The following is a 16860-nucleotide window of genomic DNA, read 5'->3' as shown; positions in this document are numbered from 1 at the left end:
ATTAGCGGTTACTAAACAGATTTCCGCATTGCCAATGCCAACGTCAGAATCAACACCGACCAATCGGTGATTTTGATTCTCCATCAAAACACAGAATCTAGTTCTGTGTCCCTTTTTGGGAGCGACTATAAGCGCCGTTCCCGAGTGACTTCGTGGGATTACAGTATTGGACATCAAGGGTTATAAACCTTTGTGGCCAACCATCTGAACCAGGGATGCCGGTTCAGAGTCACCTTGCGAGGTAACAATCTACGACTTCCGAGTATATAATGCTTTGCACCCCAAGGAGTTACAAAGATTTCATCTCAGAAGGCGGAACCCCAGGGGCTGATTCCGGACTTGCCGGAGTCATCAGCACCAGTCATCGTGCTCTACTATATTGCACCGTATAGGATATAAACCTTCGCTGCTCCCCTTGAAGGAGTGAAAGGCAGACATCCCGGAACATCATAACCGAGCGTGAGATAACCATCTTGGAGTTCAGAGGATATAAACCTTCGCAGTCACCCCGAAGGGTGTTAAAGAAAGATCCACAGCCCCATTACCTCAATTCCATGAGGATCGATTCCGATCTCGTCGGATTCATCGACCCCAGTCATCTTGCGAGGTAACAACATAGGGAGTTCTGAGATATAAACCTTCGCAGTCACCCCGAAGGGTGTTAAAGAAAGATCCACATCCCAGAGCACCAATCCCCACAGATTGCAGAGCAACCCGCAGGAGCCACCTTGTGTGATAACAAACTTAGTCTTTGACGTATATATACCCTTTCTTTCCCGGAAGACCCGAGAAACGGATACATCCGCAGGAGCATTCGCCCCTGTGGGTCGTCTCAGACACGACCTCAATATGTTGTCGGCTCTTCCATATAAACCTAATCCGTATCCAGGCGCTCCTGACCGCCCGCGAGATCAGCGGTCTTGAAGTAGCGTGAGAATTCCGGCGTCGTCTGGAGGACATAACTCCTCCCCTCGCGCTGGCGCGCTACCAGATTCCGCCCCACCAGCTCGTCCACATGGGCGTACGCGCCGCTCCCTCGTATCTCCACCAGATCACTCTGCAGAATCGGCTGCCTGTAGGCGACCACCGAAAGGGTGCGCAGCACCGCACGCGAGATCTCCGGGCGGACCAGGGGATAGACCAGATCGCTGAACTCCTCTTTCAGGACCATAAACACACTCTCCCCCGAGTCCAGTACCTCAAGAGGAGATATGCACTCCAGAAGGCGCCCGGAAAGTTCCGCCGCAAGCGCAGGCACATCCTCGTGCCGCACACCAAGCATACGCTCCAGATCCCGGTACTCCACCGGTGCGTCGGCCACAAAAAGAACCGCCTCAAGCATCGCCACTCTGTCCATTCTCTTTCCTCCTCACATACACGTCGCCAAAATACTCTTCCTGCCAGATCTCGACTGTCCCCTCGAGCATGAGAAAGAGGAGCGGGATATAGACATCTATCGTCCCGCGCCCGAGAGAGGAGCAGAGGGAGCGCATCGTCACCGCAGAACCGTCAGGGGCCAGTCTGCCATAGCACGCCATCACCGCCGTCGCCGCCCCCCCATAGTCCTCATCATGGGCCACCGAGACGACATCCGAGGCGCGGATCAGGTCATCTCCCGGAGGGCGGGGACTCTGACGCTGGCGTTGACGGCGGCGCTCCTCTTTCTCAGCCGCCTTCAGTTCCGTGATCAGCTCATAAAGGGTGACAGGCCTGTGCCGCACCTTCTTCCGACCGATCCTGCGCCTGATCTCCCGCTCGAGGTGCTCGATCGGTTCCCCGATCTCCGGCCTACCAAAGTCGTCGCCGTCCTCCCCCCCCGCATCGACATCGCCCTCCACCTGTTCCCCATCGGGATCGGCAGAAAGGTATTCTGACTTCATCCGCAGGAGAGTCGCCGCGTAGAAGAGAGTCCTCCCTGAAACAGCAAGATCAAGTTCCTGACACCGTTCCAGTTCGGAGAGAAAGCGATCGGTCACCTCGACAATATCGATATTCCAGGGATCGATCTCCCCGCGCTCCGCGAGGCGCACCAGGATCTCAACAGGCTCCTCATGCATGATTCTCGACACCGGTAACGAGCGTACTCTTGTCCTGGCGGATCGTCACGCCCATGATCCTGTCCGCACACTCGATCATCGGTTTGCGGAGGGAGACCGTGATGAACTGTGCATTCCGCGAGAGTTCTCGAATCATGGCGGCAACCTGCTCCACATTCGAACCGTCGAGGAACATGTCCACCTCATCGAACGCATAGAACGGAGCAGGGAGATATTTCTGGATCGAGAAGAGGAAGGCGAGAGTCGTCAGGGACTTCTCCCCTCCGGAGAGAGCGGAGAGAAGTTGCACCTTCTTCCCGCGCGGCTGGACTGCAAAGGTGAGACCGCCGGCGAAGGGATCCTCCTCATTGTCCAGGGCGAGGTGACCGCTCCCGGCGGTGAGCCGCGCAAAGACTTCCCTGAAGTTCGCGTCGATCGCCCTGAAGGCCGTCATGAAAGAGTCATATTTCATCTTGTCGAAGTGCTCGATCCGCTCGATGATGGAGGTCCTCTCCGCGGAGAGCACCTCCTTTTTCCGGGTCCGGTCCTCGATCCTCTCCGCGACCTTCCCGTACTCCTCGATGGCGAGCATGTTCACCGCCCCGAGCGCGCGCAGAGATCGATCGGCCTCCGTAATCCCCCCCTCGATCTCGGCCAGGGAGAGGTCAGTCTCCTCCCCCCCGTCCACCTGCAGGGACTCGATCTCGACTATAAGCGCATCGGCCTTCTCAGTGAGCGTCATGACCAGGAGACGGATGCGGTCGGCCTGCGCGTTCAACCCGGCGCACCGCTTCTCGGCGGCGGCGATCTTTGCGGCGATCTCATCGCGTTTTGTGCGCAGAGCAGTAATCTCGGCGGAGAAGGACTGCTGCCGCCCCTCAAGGTCTGCGATCTCATTACGCGCCGACGTGATCTCCTCTCCGGCCGCGGCGACCTCGCCGTCGATCCCGCGGTTCTTCCCTGTCAGACGATCGCGCTCGGCAGAGAGTTCCTGCACCCTCTTCTCGAAGTACTGCCTTTCGCGCTGGGCATCGGTGATGTCGGCCTCCTTGTTCCGCAGCCTCCGCTCGACACCCTCATACTCCCGCCGCGCCCGTTCCAGTTCCTCGGTAAGGCGCGGGATCTCGGTGTCATCCAGTTTCTTCTTCAGTTCGTCGATCCGTCCATTCAGTGCCGCAAGGGCGTCTCCAACTCCGTCAAGCTCGGTCTCGACAGCCGCAAGGGCGGCGGCGCTCTCTTCCACCTCGCCCTTCAGGGCAGCAAGATCCCTGCCGACCCTCTCCTCCTCAGCCTTCTGAGACGCCAGACGCCGGCCGTACTCCTCGATGACAAGGCCATAGCGCGCGAGGCCCTGCTCGATCCCGGCACGCTTCTGCCGACCCTCGTCCACCTCCGCGGTGAGGCGGGAGATGGACCGTTCGAACCCCACCGCCTCCTCCTGCTTTCCGGCAAGAGCATGGGAGACCTTCGCGATCTCGTCTTCGACAGCCGCGCCGAAACCTCCCCCCTGCTTCTTCTTCAGGAAACCGCCGGTCATCGCCCCGGACTTCTCCAGGAGTTCACCTTCGAGAGTGACCATCCTGTACTTCCCGAGGAGGCGGCGCGCATTCTCCAGGGTGTCCACCACCACAGTCGAGCCAAAGACCTGCTGGAAGGCAAGGTCATACCGGCGGTCGAAGGAAAGCAGATTGACCGCATAGTCGATCACGCCGGGATCGCGCACAGGCGAGTACTCCCGCGGCTTCATCTTATTGAGGGGGAGGAAGGTGAGCCTGCCAAGCCTCCCTTCCTTGAGGTACTGGATTGCACCCGCGGCAATTGTGTCGTCCCCGGCAACGACATAGCGGAGCTTACCCCCGGCTGCCACATCGAGAGCGGTGGCGTACTCGGGAGGGGCACGGCCGAGCTGGGCGACCGTACCATAGATGCCGTCCATCGCAAGCACCGCCTCAAGGGCGGGGCCGCCGGCCCCGTCCCTCGACTGCTGCTGCGCTTCCAGCCGCATCATATCCCGTTCGTCCGTCTGTATCTCCCTTCTGAGACGTTCGAGGGACGAACGCCGGGCAAAGAGGGTGCTCTCCGTCTCGGAAAGCCTCCGGTCAAGGGCCGCCTTCTCCGCCGCAGCCACCTCAGTTGCCTTTCTTGCCTCCCCTATCCCGGCCTCCAGGGTGCCGTAACCCTCCCGCGCCTCGGCAAGGCGCGCCTCCAGCCGCTCGATCTCCGAGGTCCGCATCCTGCTCTTCTCGATCAGCAGGTCCTGTTCGTGCAGGAGTTCGGACCGCCGGGTCTTCTTCGCGCCGGCCGCCTCCATCAGAGAGAAGAGTTGCTGCTTCAGGCCCTCGGCCTCCTTCCCGCCCTGCGAGATCTCAGCTTCGAGGTTCTCGGTCTTCGCCTTCGCGGCGGCGCACTCCATCGCAAGGTTCGCCCTGTCGATGGAGAGAGCCCTGACCTGCTCGGTGCAGGCCGTCACCCGTTCGGAAGCACGCTTCTCATCGAGGAAGGCCCGGTTGATACCCTCCAGGTTCTCGTCCTTCTCCTTTTTCAGGCGGGCGATCGCCCCTTCTGCAACCTTGATCCGTCCTTTCGCCTCTTCAAGAGCAGCGATCAGTTTGAGATATTCGGTGCCGCTCTTCTCGTTAATCTCGGCATCGGCATCGGCAAGGTCGCCCCTCAGGTACGCCAGGTCGTTCTCCTCGATCCCGAGGTCGGCAAGGGCGCGCTCAAGGGCGAGGTTCTGGTCCGCGATCTGGGTGGAGAGGGAGGCGTGCTCGGCACGCATCTCGCGCACGCGTGCTACAGCCCGGCAGCGCTGGAAATGCTCAAGACGCTCCTTCCAGTGCTGATACGCCAGCGCCTGTTCCCGCTCCTGCTTCAACTCCTCCAGGCGGGCATTGAGCTCGAAGAGCACCACCTCCTCGCGCTCGATCCGTTCGCGCACCACTTCGAGTTCGTCGAGGGCTCTGGCCTTCTTCCCTTCGAACTCAGAGACGCCGGCGATCTCGTCGATGATCCGACGCCGATCGCCGTCGCTCATCTCCATGATCCTGGTGATGTCGCCCTGCATCACCACATTGTAGCCCTCGGGCCGGATCCCGATCTTTGCGAGGACCTCAATGATATCGTTCTGTTTGACGAGCCTGCCATTGAGGTAATTATAGGAATAATAGTTGGAGGCCGTCCTCTTGATCCGCCGCCTGATCTCGGTGCCATCAGAAAAGGTGATCGCCACCTCGGCGGTATTTTTGCCTGAGTTGAGGTTGATGAGATCTGTCAGTTTCTCGGCCCGGAGACCGCGAGCGCTCGCGAGGGCGAGGGCAAAGAGCAGGCTGTCGATGATATTGCTCTTTCCCGACCCGTTCGGGCCAGACACGACGGTGAAACCCTCTAAAAACGGAATAGAGGTCTTTTTTGCAAAAGACTTGAAATTGTCGATCTCAATTCCGGTGATGTACACCAGGCAGCCCCTTATTTCCTGATACTCGTGTCGTCCTCTTCCTCTGCAAAGATGATGGCGCCGGACCGTCTCTCCGTATTCCTGCGAGAGCCGGACCGCCGCTCAGAGGTGAGACAGGCAGGGGCCTGGTTCGTGGGGGCAACGATGTAATCGGAATGTTTTCGCCGTTCCTTCTTGAGTGTCCCATCGGTCTGCATGATGAGGTCCATGCCGCTCTCGTCCTCCTCGGGGGCGGGGGCGGGGAGGACAACCTTCTGCGGGGCGGGGGCAGGCCTGCGGACGACGTCTTCCTTCATTTCGGGCACCTCTTCGATAAAGACCTTCGGCTTCATACGTTCCGCCCGTTCAACCTCTGCCTTCGCCTCAAAGGCGCGGTTGAGCCGCATCGTCACCGTCTTGAGGTCGAGCACCTCATCGGTCAGTCCCTTGACAAGGGCCTCCATCTCCTTCAACCGCTGTTCAAGCCGGTAGATCCGCTCGTCTTCCGGCGACGCAAAAGTCTTCTCCGAGTCCCGCATCGACACAATCTCCCTCTCCCTCTCTTCAAGTTGATGCTCAAGGAATTTCACTTTGGCATCTTTATTGAGCATATCGTCCCTCAAGATTAAGATGATGCTATTGACCTATAATGATTGTGCTCTTATTCTCCGCCGATCCGGGGACAGAATAATAAAGGACAGAATACCAGACTGACGCCCGGACCCCCTGACAGAGAGGGCGAGACAGGGGAGTCTGACCCCGCGGGGGAAAGAGGATGAACGAGAAATAACCGGGATCCTGCCGGCCGGGAGAACAATCCCCGGGACATGGCGGCATTCTGCACTGGCAACGGCCGAAGACATAATACTGATCACGGCGATGTTTTTGTACATGTCTAGTCTTGCCAGTACTGATCCAGAACTCACGGAAATTATCGAAAAAGAGCGCCTCAGGCAGACAAACGGCCTTGAACTTATCGCATCGGAAAATGTCGTATCGAAGGCCGTCATCGAAGCCGCAGGCTCGATCCTGACCAACAAGTATGCCGAAGGATACCCGGGGAAGCGGTATTACGGCGGCTGCGAATACTACGACATGATCGAGAACCTCGCACGGGACCGTCTTTGCCAGCTCTTCGGCGCGGAGCATGCGAACGTCCAGCCCCACTCGGGCTCAGGCGCCAACATGGCCGTCTACTTCGCCACCATCAAGTACGGCGACAAGATCATGTCCATGAAGCTCTCCGAGGGCGGCCACCTTTCCCACGGTTCGCCGGTGAGCTTCTCCGGCAAGATGTACAATGTCGTCCAGTACGGCGTGGATCATGAGACCGAGGTCATCGACTACGCGGCCCTGGCCGACATGGCACGGAAAGAGAAGCCGCAGATGATCGTCTGCGGCGCCTCGGCTTACCCGCGCGAGATCGACTTCAAGGCCTTCGGCGAGATCGCCGAGGACGTCGGGGCCTCCTGTATGGCCGACATCGCCCACATCGCGGGCCTTGTCGCCACCGGCCTCCACAACTCCCCGCTGGACGTCCTCCCCTTCACCACGACGACCACTCACAAGACCCTCCGCGGCCCCCGCGGCGGCGCGATCATGTGCCGCAAAGAAGACGCACAGGCCATCGACAAGGCAGTCTTCCCCGGCCTGCAGGGCGGCCCCCTGATGCACATCATCGCCGCCAAGGCGGTCTGCTTCAAAGAAGCGCTCACCCCCTCGTACACGGACTACTGCAAACAGGTCGTCAAGAACGCAAAGACCCTCGCCGCTACCCTCGACTCCGAAGGGCTGCGCCTTGTCTCCGGCGGCACCGACAATCACCTCATGCTCCTCGACCTCTCTGACAAGGGCCTGACCGGCCTGCAGGCCGAGAACGCCCTGCACGACGCCGGGATCACCGTGAACAAGAACACAATCCCGCGCGAGACCCTCTCCCCCTTCGTGACCAGCGGTCTGCGGATCGGCACCCCGGCCGTCACCTCCCGCGGCATGAAAGAAGAAGAGATGAAGCAGATCGGGCACTTCATCGCCACCGTCCTCAACGACATCGAGAACAAGGAGAAGATCGCAGGGGTGAGGAAGGACGTCGAGACACTTGCGAGCAAATTCCCCATCTACGCGGTAATCGAATGATTCTCGACGGCAAGGTCCTATCGGAGAAGAGGCTCGAACTCCTCAAGGAAAAGATCGAGGAGTCGGGGCTCTACCCCCACCTCGCCACGGTTCTGGTGGGCAGCGACCCGGCCTCGCAGATGTATGTCCGGATGAAGCACCGGGCATGCGAACGGGTCGGCATCGGATCGGTCCGCATCGAACTCCCTGAGACGGCGACGACGCAGGAAGTCCTCCAGGCGGTCGAACGCCTCAACAACGACCCCGAGATCTCAGGGATCCTGGTGCAGCTCCCCCTGCCGCAGCAGGTGGACACGGAGAAGGTGATCAACGCCGTCCTCCCTGAGAAGGACGTCGACGGCTTCCACCCGGTGAATGTCGGGAAACTCTTCGCCGGTCAGCCGCAGTTCGTGCCCTGCACACCTGGGGGCATCATGACGATGCTCTCCGAGTACGGGATCCCGATCGCCGGCAGGAACGCCGTCGTCGTCGGGCGGAGCGTGGACGTCGGGAGGCCGATGGCCGCCCTGCTCCTCAACGCCGACGCTACGGTGACGATCTGCCACTCGAAGACCGTGGACCTCCCCGCAATCGTGCAAAGAGCCGACATCCTGGTCTCCGCAATCGGCAGGGCCAGGTTCGTGAAGGCCGAGATGGTGAAAGAGGGAGCGGTCGTCATCGACGTCGGCATCAACCATGACGAGAACGGAAAACTCTGCGGCGATGTCGACTTCGATGCTGTCGCGGAGAAGGCTTCAGCCATCACCCCGGTGCCGGGCGGCGTCGGGCCCATGACCATTGCAACCCTCATGGAAAACACCTTCAAGGCCGAACAGGCGAGGTCATGCAATCCTGTGCTGTGAAGGGCAGGACAGTCGGCGGCGGGGCACCCGTCCGCATCATGGGGATCATCAATTGTAGCCCCGAATCTTTTTTTTCCGGATCCTATGTTCCGGGAAGTGCTGTCCGTGACCGTGCCTTCACGATGATCGACGAGGGCGCGGATATCGTCGACGTGGGTGCGCGGTCCACCGCACCGGGATCGGTGCCGATCACGGTTGCGGAAGAGATCGAAAGGATTGAAACCGCCCTTTCCGAACTCGACGGCAGCGGCATCGCGGTCTCGGTGGACACGATGTACCCCGAGGTGCTCGAGGCCTGCCTGCGCCACGACATCCATTTGATCAACGACATCAGCGGCCTCTCGAACCCGGCGTACGCACGCCTCGCGGCCGATTCCGACCTGCCGGTCGTGGCCATGGCGACCGGTCGCCTCCCCGGCGACCCGAAGGGGACGAAGGCGACTCTCGCCGCGCTCGGTCAGGTGACAGAGCGCGCTCGCGCCGCCGGGATCGAGGGCCTGATCCTCGACCCCGCGGTCGGTCGGTGGACACCGGAACGGACCTATGCGGACGACTGGGAACTCTGCCGCAACTTCGGCAGGTTTAAAGCAGCAGGGTACCCGATCCTCCTTGCGATCTCGCGCAAGTCCTTCATCGGCGACCTGATCGGCCGGCCGTCGGAGGAGCGCCTCGCGGCCACCCTCGCACTGACGGCGAATCTCCTCCCGGACGCAGACATGGTGCGGACCCACGACGTGGCGGCGACGCACGATGCGGTCCGTGTCATCAGACATATGGAGCGATCACTATGAGCGGATGGTTCAGTGTCTATGCCCTGCATACCGGGCTTATCCATGACGGCGACGACCTGACCGGAAAGGTCATCGCGGCGGCCGGCGCCGCCCCCTGCCAGGGGATACAGGACGGGGACATTCTCCTCCTCGCCGAATCGGCGGTGGCGACGGCCGAAGGAAGGGTCGTCAGCCTGGACTCTGTCACCCCCTCCGCGGAGGCACTCGCCCTTGCGGAGCGCTACCACCTTGAGCCGAGGATCGCGGAGGTCGTCCTGCGCGAGTCAGACTGCGTGGTCGGCGGGATACCGGGCTACCTTCTCACCCTCAAGAACGGCACCCTCCTCCCGAACGCGGGTGTGGATCACTCAAATGCACCTGACGGTGCTGTCGTGCCCCTCCCGGCCGACCCGGACAAAAGTGCTGCACAGATGAGAACTGCGATCAGGGAGAGACTGGGGGCAGAGATCGGCGTGCTTGTCATCGACTCCCGCACCCACGCGATGCGCCTCGGGTGCAGCGGTGTCGCCATCGGATGTGCCGGTATCCGCGCGGTCGTCGACGAGGCCGGAAGGCTCGACCTCTATGGCAGGAAACTCGAGGTGACGAAAAGGGCGGTCGGCGACTGTCTCGCCTCGGCGGCCGAACTTCTCATGGGCGAGGCCGACGAGTGCGTCCCGGCCGTGCTCTTCAGGGGCAGCGGAATCGGGATCACCGACGATGTCGGGATCCCGACGATCGACGCCTCAGACTGTCTCTTTATGGGTGCGGCGCTCCACGCCGACCCTGCCCTTTTCAATAGAAAGAGCAAAGCCGAGTGACTCGAGGTACCTGCGGGCCGCACCGGCCCCGTGGATCAGGACCTCGACCAGATCCTCTTTTTCGTCCACGTCGGTATGGAGCCTGAACGAATCGACGACTTCGCAGGAGAGGCCGGCATCGGCCGCGATCGCCGCGTGTTTCAGGAAACTCGCTCCATAATAGTCGACATGATACCGGGACGGTTCCCGCACGAAGATCGCGTTCGTCCCCCCGCCGCGGCCGGGCATGATGGCAATGTCGGCTGACGTCGCGATCATCCGCGCGATCGCCGCACCGTCGGCAAGGGGGAGGTCGGCCATGATGATGAGCAGGGGGCCCTCTGCCGAGGCAAGGGCACGGTCCAGGGACTCGTTGAGCCCGGCCGGATCGACAGTCACCGGGGCGTCGGGGTGCTCGAAGGGCGCGGTGCAGAGGAGGAGAGGGGCACACCCCCCCGTGCGCACGGCACGGATGACGTCGGAGAGCATCGCTCGTGCAAACGCTTCCCTCTCCTCCTGGTCCATCACGCAGGAGAGGCGGGTCTTAGGATTCTTCGGCTTGAAGGGGATGACAGCATCAACTGGCATTTCAAAAGACTTTGGCCCGATACCCCGAAAAAACAATCGGATTTGCCACGGCCGCGCATGTCGGCCCATGCAGTCGATCTCGCGCCTCGCCTCTCCGGACAGGCCCCCGGCAGAGTGATGGAAATCCCCTGCCGCCACCGACGCGAAGGTTAGATGAAGGTGGAAGGGGAATGGTACCTGCATGCACCGCCGGGTGATCACCTTTTCACGAAACATCTTCCTCCCGCTCACCACAGTCTGCGCGAACGCCTGCAGTTACTGCTGTTTCAGGAGAGACGTCGCCGAAGGGTGCGTCATGCCGCCCGGAGAGGTGCACAGGACGATCGACGGGGGGGCGCGACTCGGCTGTACCGAGGCACTATTTACCTTCGGCGAGAGGCCGGGCGAGGTGCAGGGTTTCAACGATCACCTCGCCGCGATCGGTTATGCCGATATCCTCGACTACTGTTATGACCTCTGCGCGTATGCGATCGGGGCCGGGGTCCTGCCGCACACCAATGCCGGCATCCTGACCTACGACGAACTCGCACGTCTCCGCGACGTGAATGCCAGCATGGGGCTGATGCTTGAGACGACGGCAGATGTCCCTGCACACCGGAACTCACCCGGGAAGGACCCTCTCGTCAGGATCGAGATGATCGAGAATGCAGGGAGGCTCAGGATACCCTTCACAACCGGCATCCTCGTCGGGATCGGGGAGACGGCCGCAGACAGGGAAGAGTCCCTCGAAGTGATCGCAGGGCTGCACCGGCGCTACGGCCACATTCAGGAGGTCATTGTCCAGAACTTCTGCCCGAAGGAGGGGACAGGGATGGCCGACACCGCCCCGGCAACGACCGAAGTGATGGCCGAGACAATCAGGCTTGCCCGCGAGATCCTGCCAGCAGAGGTCGCCGTCCAGATCCCGCCAAACCTCGCCGATGCCGCCTCGCTCCTTGCGTGCGGCGTCGACGATCTCGGCGGGGTCTCCCCCCTTACCATCGACTATGTCAACCCCGAGCACCCCTGGCCGCAGGTCCAGGATCTCAAGAGCCTTGTCGGGGACGCAACATTGGAGGAGCGCCTCTGCATCTACCGCCGCTTCATCGAGAAGGGATGGTATGCGGAGAGGCTGGCGCCGTTGATCCACAAACTCCAGAAAAATATTGAGGAGAGGTCTTTGTGACTGAACAGGAACCTATCTACCGCGGAAAGGCGAAGTCCGTATTCCGCTCTGACAACCCTGACGAACTGATCGTGAAGTTCAGGGATGATATCACCGCCTTTGACGGTGCGAAGAAGGACGAACTCGCACAGAAGGGCGCATACAATGCCCGGGTCTCGGCGTATCTCTTCAGGTACCTGGAGGAGAACGGCGTTTCGACGCACTTTGTCCGGATGGAGGACGAAACGACGATGATCGTGCGGCCCCTGAAGATGATCCCGGTCGAAGTGATCGTCAGGAACATCGCCGCAGGCTCCATTGTCAGGAACTACCCCTTCGAGGAGGGCGCACCCCTGAACCCGCCGGTGATCGTCCTCGACTATAAGGACGACGCCCGCCACGACCCCATGATCAACGACGAGATTATCGTCGCCCTCGGCTTCATGACCACCGAGGAGATCGCAGAGGTCAAAAAGGCCGCCCTCAAGATCAACGACCTTCTCAAGGAGAAGATCGACAAAATCGGCCTCGACCTTGTCGATTTCAAGCTGGAGTTCGGCCGCCACGGTGATGAGATCCTCCTCGGCGACGAGATCTCCATGGACTCGATGCGCCTGTGGGACAAGAAGAGCCATGCTTCGATGGACAAAGACGTCTACCGCTTCGACAAGGGGGACGTCATGGCCACCTATGCCGAGGTCGTACGGCGCCTCACCGGAGAGTGAAATGATGAAGTACACTGCCAAGATCACGATTGCCCTGAAAGACGGGATGCTCAACCCCGAGGCGCGTGCGATCCAGCACGCCCTCGCGAACCTTGGATTCACGACTGAGTCCCTCTCCACCGCGAGGGTCTTCTTCGTCACCCTCGAAGCCGCAAGCGCCGACGCCGCACAGGCCGAGGCCGAGAAGATGTGCGAGCGCCTGCTCGCGAACCCGGTCATCCACCGCTACGAGGTCGAGGTCGCAGCATGAAGTTCGCGGTGGTCCAGTTCGGAGGGAGCAACTGCGACCGCGATGTCCAGTATGTCCTTGCCGACGTCTGCGGCGTGGACTGCGACCTCGTCTGGTACAAGGACGGGCTGAAGCAGGACTATGACGCTATCGTCATTCCGGGCGGCTTCAGTTACGGCGACTACCTGAGGGCCGGGGCGATCGCCGCACGGACGCCGGTGATGGACGCGATCCGCCGCCATGCAGATGCAGGCAGGCTTGTCCTCGGGATCTGCAACGGCGCCCAGATCGGGGCGGAGAGCGGGATGGTGCCCGGCACCTTCACGACCAATGCCACGCCGAAGTTCATCTGCAGGCCGGTCTGCCTGCGGGTCGAGACTGCGGACTCGCCCTTCACCCGCCTGTATAAGAAGGGCGAGGTGGTCAGGATCCCGATCGCCCACAAGGAGGGGCGGTACGTCGCAACCCCGGCGACCCTCGCAAGCCTCAACGCGGAGGACAGGGTCGTGTTCAGGTTCTGCGACGAGGCAGGGAATGTCACCCCGGCGGTGAACCCGAACGGCGCAGCGGAGAACATCACCGGCATCATCGGCGGCAGGGCGAAAAACGTCCTCTGCATGATGCCGCACCCGGAGCGCGCCTCAGAAGAGGTGCTCGGCTCTGCCGACGGGAAGAAGATCTTCCTTTCCATGATCAAGACGATCGAGGAACAGGACTGATCCCTCTTTTTTTCACGCGGGGCCGCCCCGCAAAAGAATTTATCTCCTCCGGCCGATAGTCTCGCGATGACAGATATCGCACAGGAAGAACTCGAAGAGCAGATCCTGAAGTGGGCAAAGGATTACGCCCTGAAAAACGGCTGGACGCTCAACCCGGACGGCAAACAGTTGCAGACCGTGATCAGGGGGCTTGCACGGAACACGATCCGGTTCGGCGAGCAGTACTGCCCCTGCCGCCTCAGGAGCGGCGATGCCGAGGAGGATAAAAAGATCGTCTGCCCCTGCATCTACCATCGGGACGAGGTGGAGAACGAAGGGCAGTGCCACTGCCGCCTCTATTTCCAGAAGACGGACGCATAAAAGACCGGATCACGGAACAAAGAGGTAGTTTGGGGGGCCGCCTCTCTTTTTTTGGTTAATCCTGGTTTTCTGAGATTTCGACCCTGAAAAATTCCAGTTCTGGTGTGCCTACGCCGGGGGACTATGCCCCCGCCCTCGAAGACCTATGGTCTTCTCGAACTCGCTGACGCTCGTTCCCCGGTCAGGATTGGGGGTGGATGGCAGTCTCACGTTTCAGGATCTCTGCTCAATCTTCCCGGGACCAATCGCAAGGGGGGGTCCGGGGGCAGCGAGCGTCAGCGAGCTTGAGAAAGCCAGAGGCTTTCGAAAAGCCCCCGGCCTATATTGTGGGGAAGGCGGTGGATCAGTCTCCTCCATCGCAGGGGACTCCGGATCCCACCCAAAGTGGAGATCGAGGAAACCCCCCTCATCCCCGCCCGCCCGACACCCTCATCCCGGCCAGCGCCTTCCAGGGGTACGGGACGGCGAAGACGAGGAGGAGGGCCGCGGCAATCGGGAGGGGGAGGGTGGCGAGGGCAGTCCCGAGGGAGGAGGCGTCGGCTATCGCACCGGAGACGGCGACGCCAATCCCGCCCGCACCGACGGCAAGGCCGAGCATCAGCCCTGAGGCGAGCCCGACATTGCCGGGCATCACCTCCTGCGCCATCGCCACCGTGACCGAGAAGGTGGACCAGAGGAAGAAGCCGAAGATGAGGAGTGCGACGTACGAGAAGGCGCCCGACGAAGTGAGGAAGAGGACGAAGAAAGGGACAGAGGCGGCAAGGCCGAAGACAGTCCACTCCTTCCTTCCGTAGGTGTCGGAGAGGACGCCGCCGACATACTGCCCGACAACCCCGGCGACGAGCATCAGGGAGACGAGGGTGGTAGCGGTGACGAGGTCGGCGCCAAGGTGCTCGTGGAAGTAGGTCGGCAGATAGGCGATGGCCGAGAAGATCACCCAGGAGCGCAGCGCCCCCACGGCGATTATGAGAGCGATAGGCCGGTAGGAGGCAGGGGCCTCACGCACCGCGGGCCGGACTTTATGTCCGGCTTCGACACTCTCGCGGGGGAAGATCAGCGGCGAGAGGAGGGCGGTGACGATACCGATGACGGCGAGGACGAGGAGGCCGGGGAGGCCGAGGGCGCTCACCGCGAAACCGGCGAGGACCGGACCGAGGGCGAAGCCGAGGTTGCCCCCGATAACGAAAATGGATGTGAGCCTCCCCCGGTTCTCGTTCCTGCTCGCCCTGTTCACTGCCGAGAGGGCGAGGGGGTGGAAGGTCGCGGCGCCGAAAGCGGCGAGGGCAGCGCAGAGGAGGAGGAGGGGGTAGTCGCCGACAAGACCGAAGGCCCCGATGCAGAGGGAGGCGATGAGGAAGGGGACGGCAAAAGGAACGGAAAAGCCCCGCCTGTCCGAGAGGTAGCCGACAGCAGGCTGGAGGAGAGAGGAGGTGATGTTGAACGCGGCGACGAGGAGACCGGCAAGGAAGTACGACCAGCCGTGCGTGGCGATGAGGAGGGGGAGGACGGCCGGGATGACCGGCGAGTAGATGTCAATAACGAGGTGGCCAAAGGAGAGGGCAAGAACCGACTTCAGTTCCTTGAGCACCTCAACACCTCTCGATCCGCAGGATCTCGACCGGGATATCGAGGCGGTCGCGGCGGTGGAAGGCAAATGTCCGCGGGATGGTGAAGGAGCCCTCGACTGCGGAGGTGATCCGGCCGCGGCCGGAGATATAGGTCTCGATAAAGGGGCGTGACCCGGCGTTGAAGATACCGTAGACGACGTCGGCCGAGGCGAGGGCGCAGTCGATGAAGGGGCGGTCGGCGTGCTTTTTCTGGGCGCCGAAGGGGGGGTTCATGACGGCGGTGTCGAAGGTCCGGGGCTTGAGAGGGAAGGTCGGGCCGATTTCCCCGCAGACGAGGTCGACCTCCGCACCGATAAGGGCGGCGTTCGCCTGCGCGGTCCGCAGGGCCCCCATGTCGACGTCGACCCCGACGACCTCTCCGGCCCCGATGAGGGAGGCGCCGCAGGCGAGCATCCCGGTGCCGCAGCCGAGGTCGAGGACGCGTTTCCCCTCGATCGCACCCTCCCCCGCGGCATGGTGGAGGAGACGGGCGGCGACAGTCGCCGGCGTGGCGTACTGCTCGAGCGCCGGCTTTGGCGCAGGAAATCCGGAGAGTTTCTGGAGTGTCATCTCAAGGTGCCGCAGGCGCATATCTGTATAATACTTGGAAAAGGAGGGGGATGAACGTGCCGGAGGGGTCAGCCCTGAGAGGGTGCCAGGCGGCAATAGGTCCCAGCGTATTCGAGGAACACAGATACGTGGGTGTCGTTCTCCTCCTGCACAAACATGTACGTCCACCACAGTGCCTGCTCCTCATCTCTGCTGAGGACGATTGCACTCCAGTCGTCACCGGGCGGCGGGAGGAAGGAGAAGGCAGTGGGACGCCGCACCTTCTTCCCCTCGACGACAAGGTCGTGCAGGGCAGGGTGGGCGGCAAAGTCCTCCTCCGTGAGGTGGACGACGACGGAAGAGCTCTCAGACAGAGGGGAGGAAGGGGAGGCGACAAGATATCCTGACGACTCCCCGACCATCGGAAGGATGAAAAAAGCAGAGAAGAGAGCGAGGGAGACGAGGAAGATAAGGGCATACCTGAGGGCCTGACGCATGACAGACCCTCTCCCCGGTGATCGAAATATCTTCCTCTTCAGATCTCGTCGATGACGTAGTCCTCCCACTCGCGCACACCGACCAGGATCTCGAACTCCTGCGGGGTGAGAAGGGGGACAGGGAAGCGGACCTGATCGTCGTAGGCGAGGCGAGGGCAGGCGGTGTTCACATAGGCGCCGCACCCGAAGTTGGTCATCTCCGCGGCTGAGACCTCGCGCATCGTGATCACGACCGCCTTCTCCGAGAGGGCGGCGAGGCGGGCGGCGAGCGCGGGCCGTGCCTGTCCGCTCTTCGTCGAGAGGAGGATGCCGATGCTCTCCGCGGACCGCGCCTTCTCGATGAGGGCGAAGCGCCGCCTGAGAAGACGGTCGGCTGAGACCTCCTGCGCCTCGCCGGTATAGGGGTCGAGGGCGACGACCCTCTT

General features: G+C 61.7%; 18 protein-coding genes. 9 read left to right on the top strand and 9 right to left on the bottom strand.

The window, feature by feature from the left end; translation table 11 throughout:
- Positions 1-874 precede the first annotated feature (874 nt).
- The 4 genes from scpB to PHP59_RS06740 are packed head-to-tail and all read right to left on the bottom strand — an operon-like array spanning position 875 to position 6080.
- Complete coding sequence (gene scpB / locus PHP59_RS06755) at positions 875-1357, bottom strand: SMC-Scp complex subunit ScpB (RefSeq protein ID WP_300165337.1); 483 nt, start codon at positions 1355-1357, stop codon at positions 875-877.
- Positions 1335-2057 carry a ScpA family protein gene (locus PHP59_RS06750; protein ID WP_300165335.1) on the bottom strand — a complete coding sequence of 241 codons (723 nt, stop codon included), beginning with the start codon at positions 2055-2057 and terminating at the stop codon, positions 1335-1337. Before PHP59_RS06750 ends, scpB begins: the two co-directional genes overlap by 23 nt.
- The gene (gene smc / locus PHP59_RS06745) at positions 2050-5490 is read right to left on the bottom strand and encodes a chromosome segregation protein SMC (protein ID WP_300165333.1); all 3441 of its coding nucleotides are present in this window, start codon (positions 5488-5490) and stop codon (positions 2050-2052) included. The genes PHP59_RS06750 and smc overlap by 8 nt, the downstream gene beginning before the upstream one ends.
- Positions 5491-5501: 11 nt before the next feature.
- Positions 5502-6080, bottom strand: a complete 579-nt coding sequence (locus PHP59_RS06740) for a hypothetical protein (protein WP_300165331.1) — start codon at positions 6078-6080, stop codon at positions 5502-5504.
- Positions 6081-6360: 280 nt separating this feature from the next.
- Between PHP59_RS06740 and glyA the strand changes: the two genes are divergently transcribed.
- From glyA to cofE, 4 genes are read left to right on the top strand one after another with little or no spacing between them, the layout of a single operon-like run.
- Complete coding sequence (gene glyA / locus PHP59_RS06735; RefSeq protein WP_300165329.1) at positions 6361-7605, top strand: serine hydroxymethyltransferase; 1245 nt, start codon at positions 6361-6363, stop codon at positions 7603-7605.
- Positions 7602-8447: a bifunctional methylenetetrahydrofolate dehydrogenase/methenyltetrahydrofolate cyclohydrolase FolD gene (folD, locus tag PHP59_RS06730; protein ID WP_300165327.1), complete on the top strand. Its 846-nt coding sequence runs from the start codon at positions 7602-7604 to the stop codon at positions 8445-8447. The genes glyA and folD overlap by 4 nt, the downstream gene beginning before the upstream one ends.
- Positions 8429-9238: a dihydropteroate synthase gene (gene folP, locus PHP59_RS06725; RefSeq protein ID WP_300165325.1), complete on the top strand. Its 810-nt coding sequence runs from the start codon at positions 8429-8431 to the stop codon at positions 9236-9238. The genes folD and folP overlap by 19 nt, the downstream gene beginning before the upstream one ends.
- Complete coding sequence (cofE, locus tag PHP59_RS06720) at positions 9235-10038, top strand: coenzyme F420-0:L-glutamate ligase (RefSeq protein WP_300165323.1); 804 nt, start codon at positions 9235-9237, stop codon at positions 10036-10038. The genes folP and cofE overlap by 4 nt, the downstream gene beginning before the upstream one ends.
- On the opposite strand, the gene cofC is transcribed toward cofE, so the two are convergent.
- Entirely contained in the window at positions 9964-10605 is a 642-nt protein-coding gene (gene cofC, locus PHP59_RS06715) for a 2-phospho-L-lactate guanylyltransferase (RefSeq protein ID WP_300165321.1), read from the bottom strand. The two genes, cofE and cofC, sit on opposite strands and share 75 nt — an antisense overlap.
- Positions 10606-10786: 181 nt before the next feature.
- Here cofC and cofG point away from each other — a divergent pair, with 181 nt between their 5' ends.
- The 5 genes from cofG (at position 10787) to PHP59_RS06690 (ending at position 13782) form a co-directional block, all read left to right on the top strand.
- A complete protein-coding gene (gene cofG, locus PHP59_RS06710) occupies positions 10787-11770 on the top strand; it encodes a 7,8-didemethyl-8-hydroxy-5-deazariboflavin synthase subunit CofG (protein ID WP_300165319.1) in 984 nt (327 codons plus the stop codon).
- The gene (gene purC, locus PHP59_RS06705) at positions 11767-12474 is read left to right on the top strand and encodes a phosphoribosylaminoimidazolesuccinocarboxamide synthase (protein ID WP_300165317.1); all 708 of its coding nucleotides are present in this window, start codon (positions 11767-11769) and stop codon (positions 12472-12474) included. The genes cofG and purC overlap by 4 nt, the downstream gene beginning before the upstream one ends.
- A gap of 4 nt (positions 12475-12478) precedes the next feature.
- Complete coding sequence (gene purS, locus PHP59_RS06700; protein WP_300165315.1) at positions 12479-12724, top strand: phosphoribosylformylglycinamidine synthase subunit PurS; 246 nt, start codon at positions 12479-12481, stop codon at positions 12722-12724.
- Complete coding sequence (gene purQ, locus PHP59_RS06695; RefSeq protein ID WP_300165313.1) at positions 12721-13422, top strand: phosphoribosylformylglycinamidine synthase I; 702 nt, start codon at positions 12721-12723, stop codon at positions 13420-13422. The genes purS and purQ overlap by 4 nt, the downstream gene beginning before the upstream one ends.
- Before the next feature lie 66 nt (positions 13423-13488).
- Entirely contained in the window at positions 13489-13782 is a 294-nt protein-coding gene (locus PHP59_RS06690; protein WP_300165311.1) for a ferredoxin-thioredoxin reductase catalytic domain-containing protein, read from the top strand.
- A 406-nt stretch (positions 13783-14188) separates the two neighbouring features.
- On the opposite strand, the gene PHP59_RS06685 is transcribed toward PHP59_RS06690, so the two are convergent.
- The 4 genes from PHP59_RS06685 to PHP59_RS06670 all read right to left on the bottom strand — a co-directional run.
- The gene (locus tag PHP59_RS06685) at positions 14189-15370 is read right to left on the bottom strand and encodes an MFS transporter (protein WP_300165309.1); all 1182 of its coding nucleotides are present in this window, start codon (positions 15368-15370) and stop codon (positions 14189-14191) included.
- Position 15371: 1 nt separating this feature from the next.
- Entirely contained in the window at positions 15372-15980 is a 609-nt protein-coding gene (locus tag PHP59_RS06680; protein WP_300165307.1) for an METTL5 family protein, read from the bottom strand.
- A gap of 47 nt (positions 15981-16027) precedes the next feature.
- On the bottom strand, positions 16028-16435 hold the full coding sequence (locus PHP59_RS06675; RefSeq protein ID WP_300165305.1) for a hypothetical protein: 408 nt from the start codon (positions 16433-16435) through the stop codon (positions 16028-16030).
- Positions 16436-16473: 38 nt separating this feature from the next.
- Positions 16474-16860: diphthamide synthesis protein (locus PHP59_RS06670; RefSeq protein ID WP_300165303.1), on the bottom strand; the 387-nt coding region annotated here is incomplete at its 5' end.

Source organism: Methanofollis sp. (genome assembly GCF_028702905.1).
In the GTDB taxonomy this organism is placed as follows: Archaea; Halobacteriota; Methanomicrobia; order Methanomicrobiales; family Methanofollaceae; genus Methanofollis.
Note: the sequence above shows the minus strand (reverse complement) of the source record. Positions and strands in the feature narration are given on the sequence as shown.

What these genes read in the sequence shown, in the direction of transcription:
- scpB (WP_300165337.1), bottom strand. Translation starts at nt 1,357, where the DNA reads ATGGACAGAGTGGCGATGCTTGAGGCGGTTCTTTTTGTGGCCGACGCA.
- PHP59_RS06750 (WP_300165335.1), bottom strand. Translation starts at nt 2,057, where the DNA reads ATGCATGAGGAGCCTGTTGAGATCCTGGTGCGCCTCGCGGAGCGCGGG.
- PHP59_RS06740 (WP_300165331.1), bottom strand. Translation starts at nt 6,080, where the DNA reads ATGCTCAATAAAGATGCCAAAGTGAAATTCCTTGAGCATCAACTTGAA.
- glyA (WP_300165329.1), top strand. Translation starts at nt 6,361, where the DNA reads ATGTCTAGTCTTGCCAGTACTGATCCAGAACTCACGGAAATTATCGAA.
- folD (WP_300165327.1), top strand. Translation starts at nt 7,602, where the DNA reads ATGATTCTCGACGGCAAGGTCCTATCGGAGAAGAGGCTCGAACTCCTC.
- folP (WP_300165325.1), top strand. Translation starts at nt 8,429, where the DNA reads ATGCAATCCTGTGCTGTGAAGGGCAGGACAGTCGGCGGCGGGGCACCC.
- cofE (WP_300165323.1), top strand. Translation starts at nt 9,235, where the DNA reads ATGAGCGGATGGTTCAGTGTCTATGCCCTGCATACCGGGCTTATCCAT.
- cofC (WP_300165321.1), bottom strand. Translation starts at nt 10,605, where the DNA reads ATGCCAGTTGATGCTGTCATCCCCTTCAAGCCGAAGAATCCTAAGACC.
- cofG (WP_300165319.1), top strand. Translation starts at nt 10,787, where the DNA reads ATGCACCGCCGGGTGATCACCTTTTCACGAAACATCTTCCTCCCGCTC.
- purS (WP_300165315.1), top strand. Translation starts at nt 12,479, where the DNA reads ATGAAGTACACTGCCAAGATCACGATTGCCCTGAAAGACGGGATGCTC.
- purQ (WP_300165313.1), top strand. Translation starts at nt 12,721, where the DNA reads ATGAAGTTCGCGGTGGTCCAGTTCGGAGGGAGCAACTGCGACCGCGAT.
- PHP59_RS06690 (WP_300165311.1), top strand. Translation starts at nt 13,489, where the DNA reads ATGACAGATATCGCACAGGAAGAACTCGAAGAGCAGATCCTGAAGTGG.
- PHP59_RS06680 (WP_300165307.1), bottom strand. Translation starts at nt 15,980, where the DNA reads ATGCGCCTGCGGCACCTTGAGATGACACTCCAGAAACTCTCCGGATTT.
- PHP59_RS06675 (WP_300165305.1), bottom strand. Translation starts at nt 16,435, where the DNA reads ATGCGTCAGGCCCTCAGGTATGCCCTTATCTTCCTCGTCTCCCTCGCT.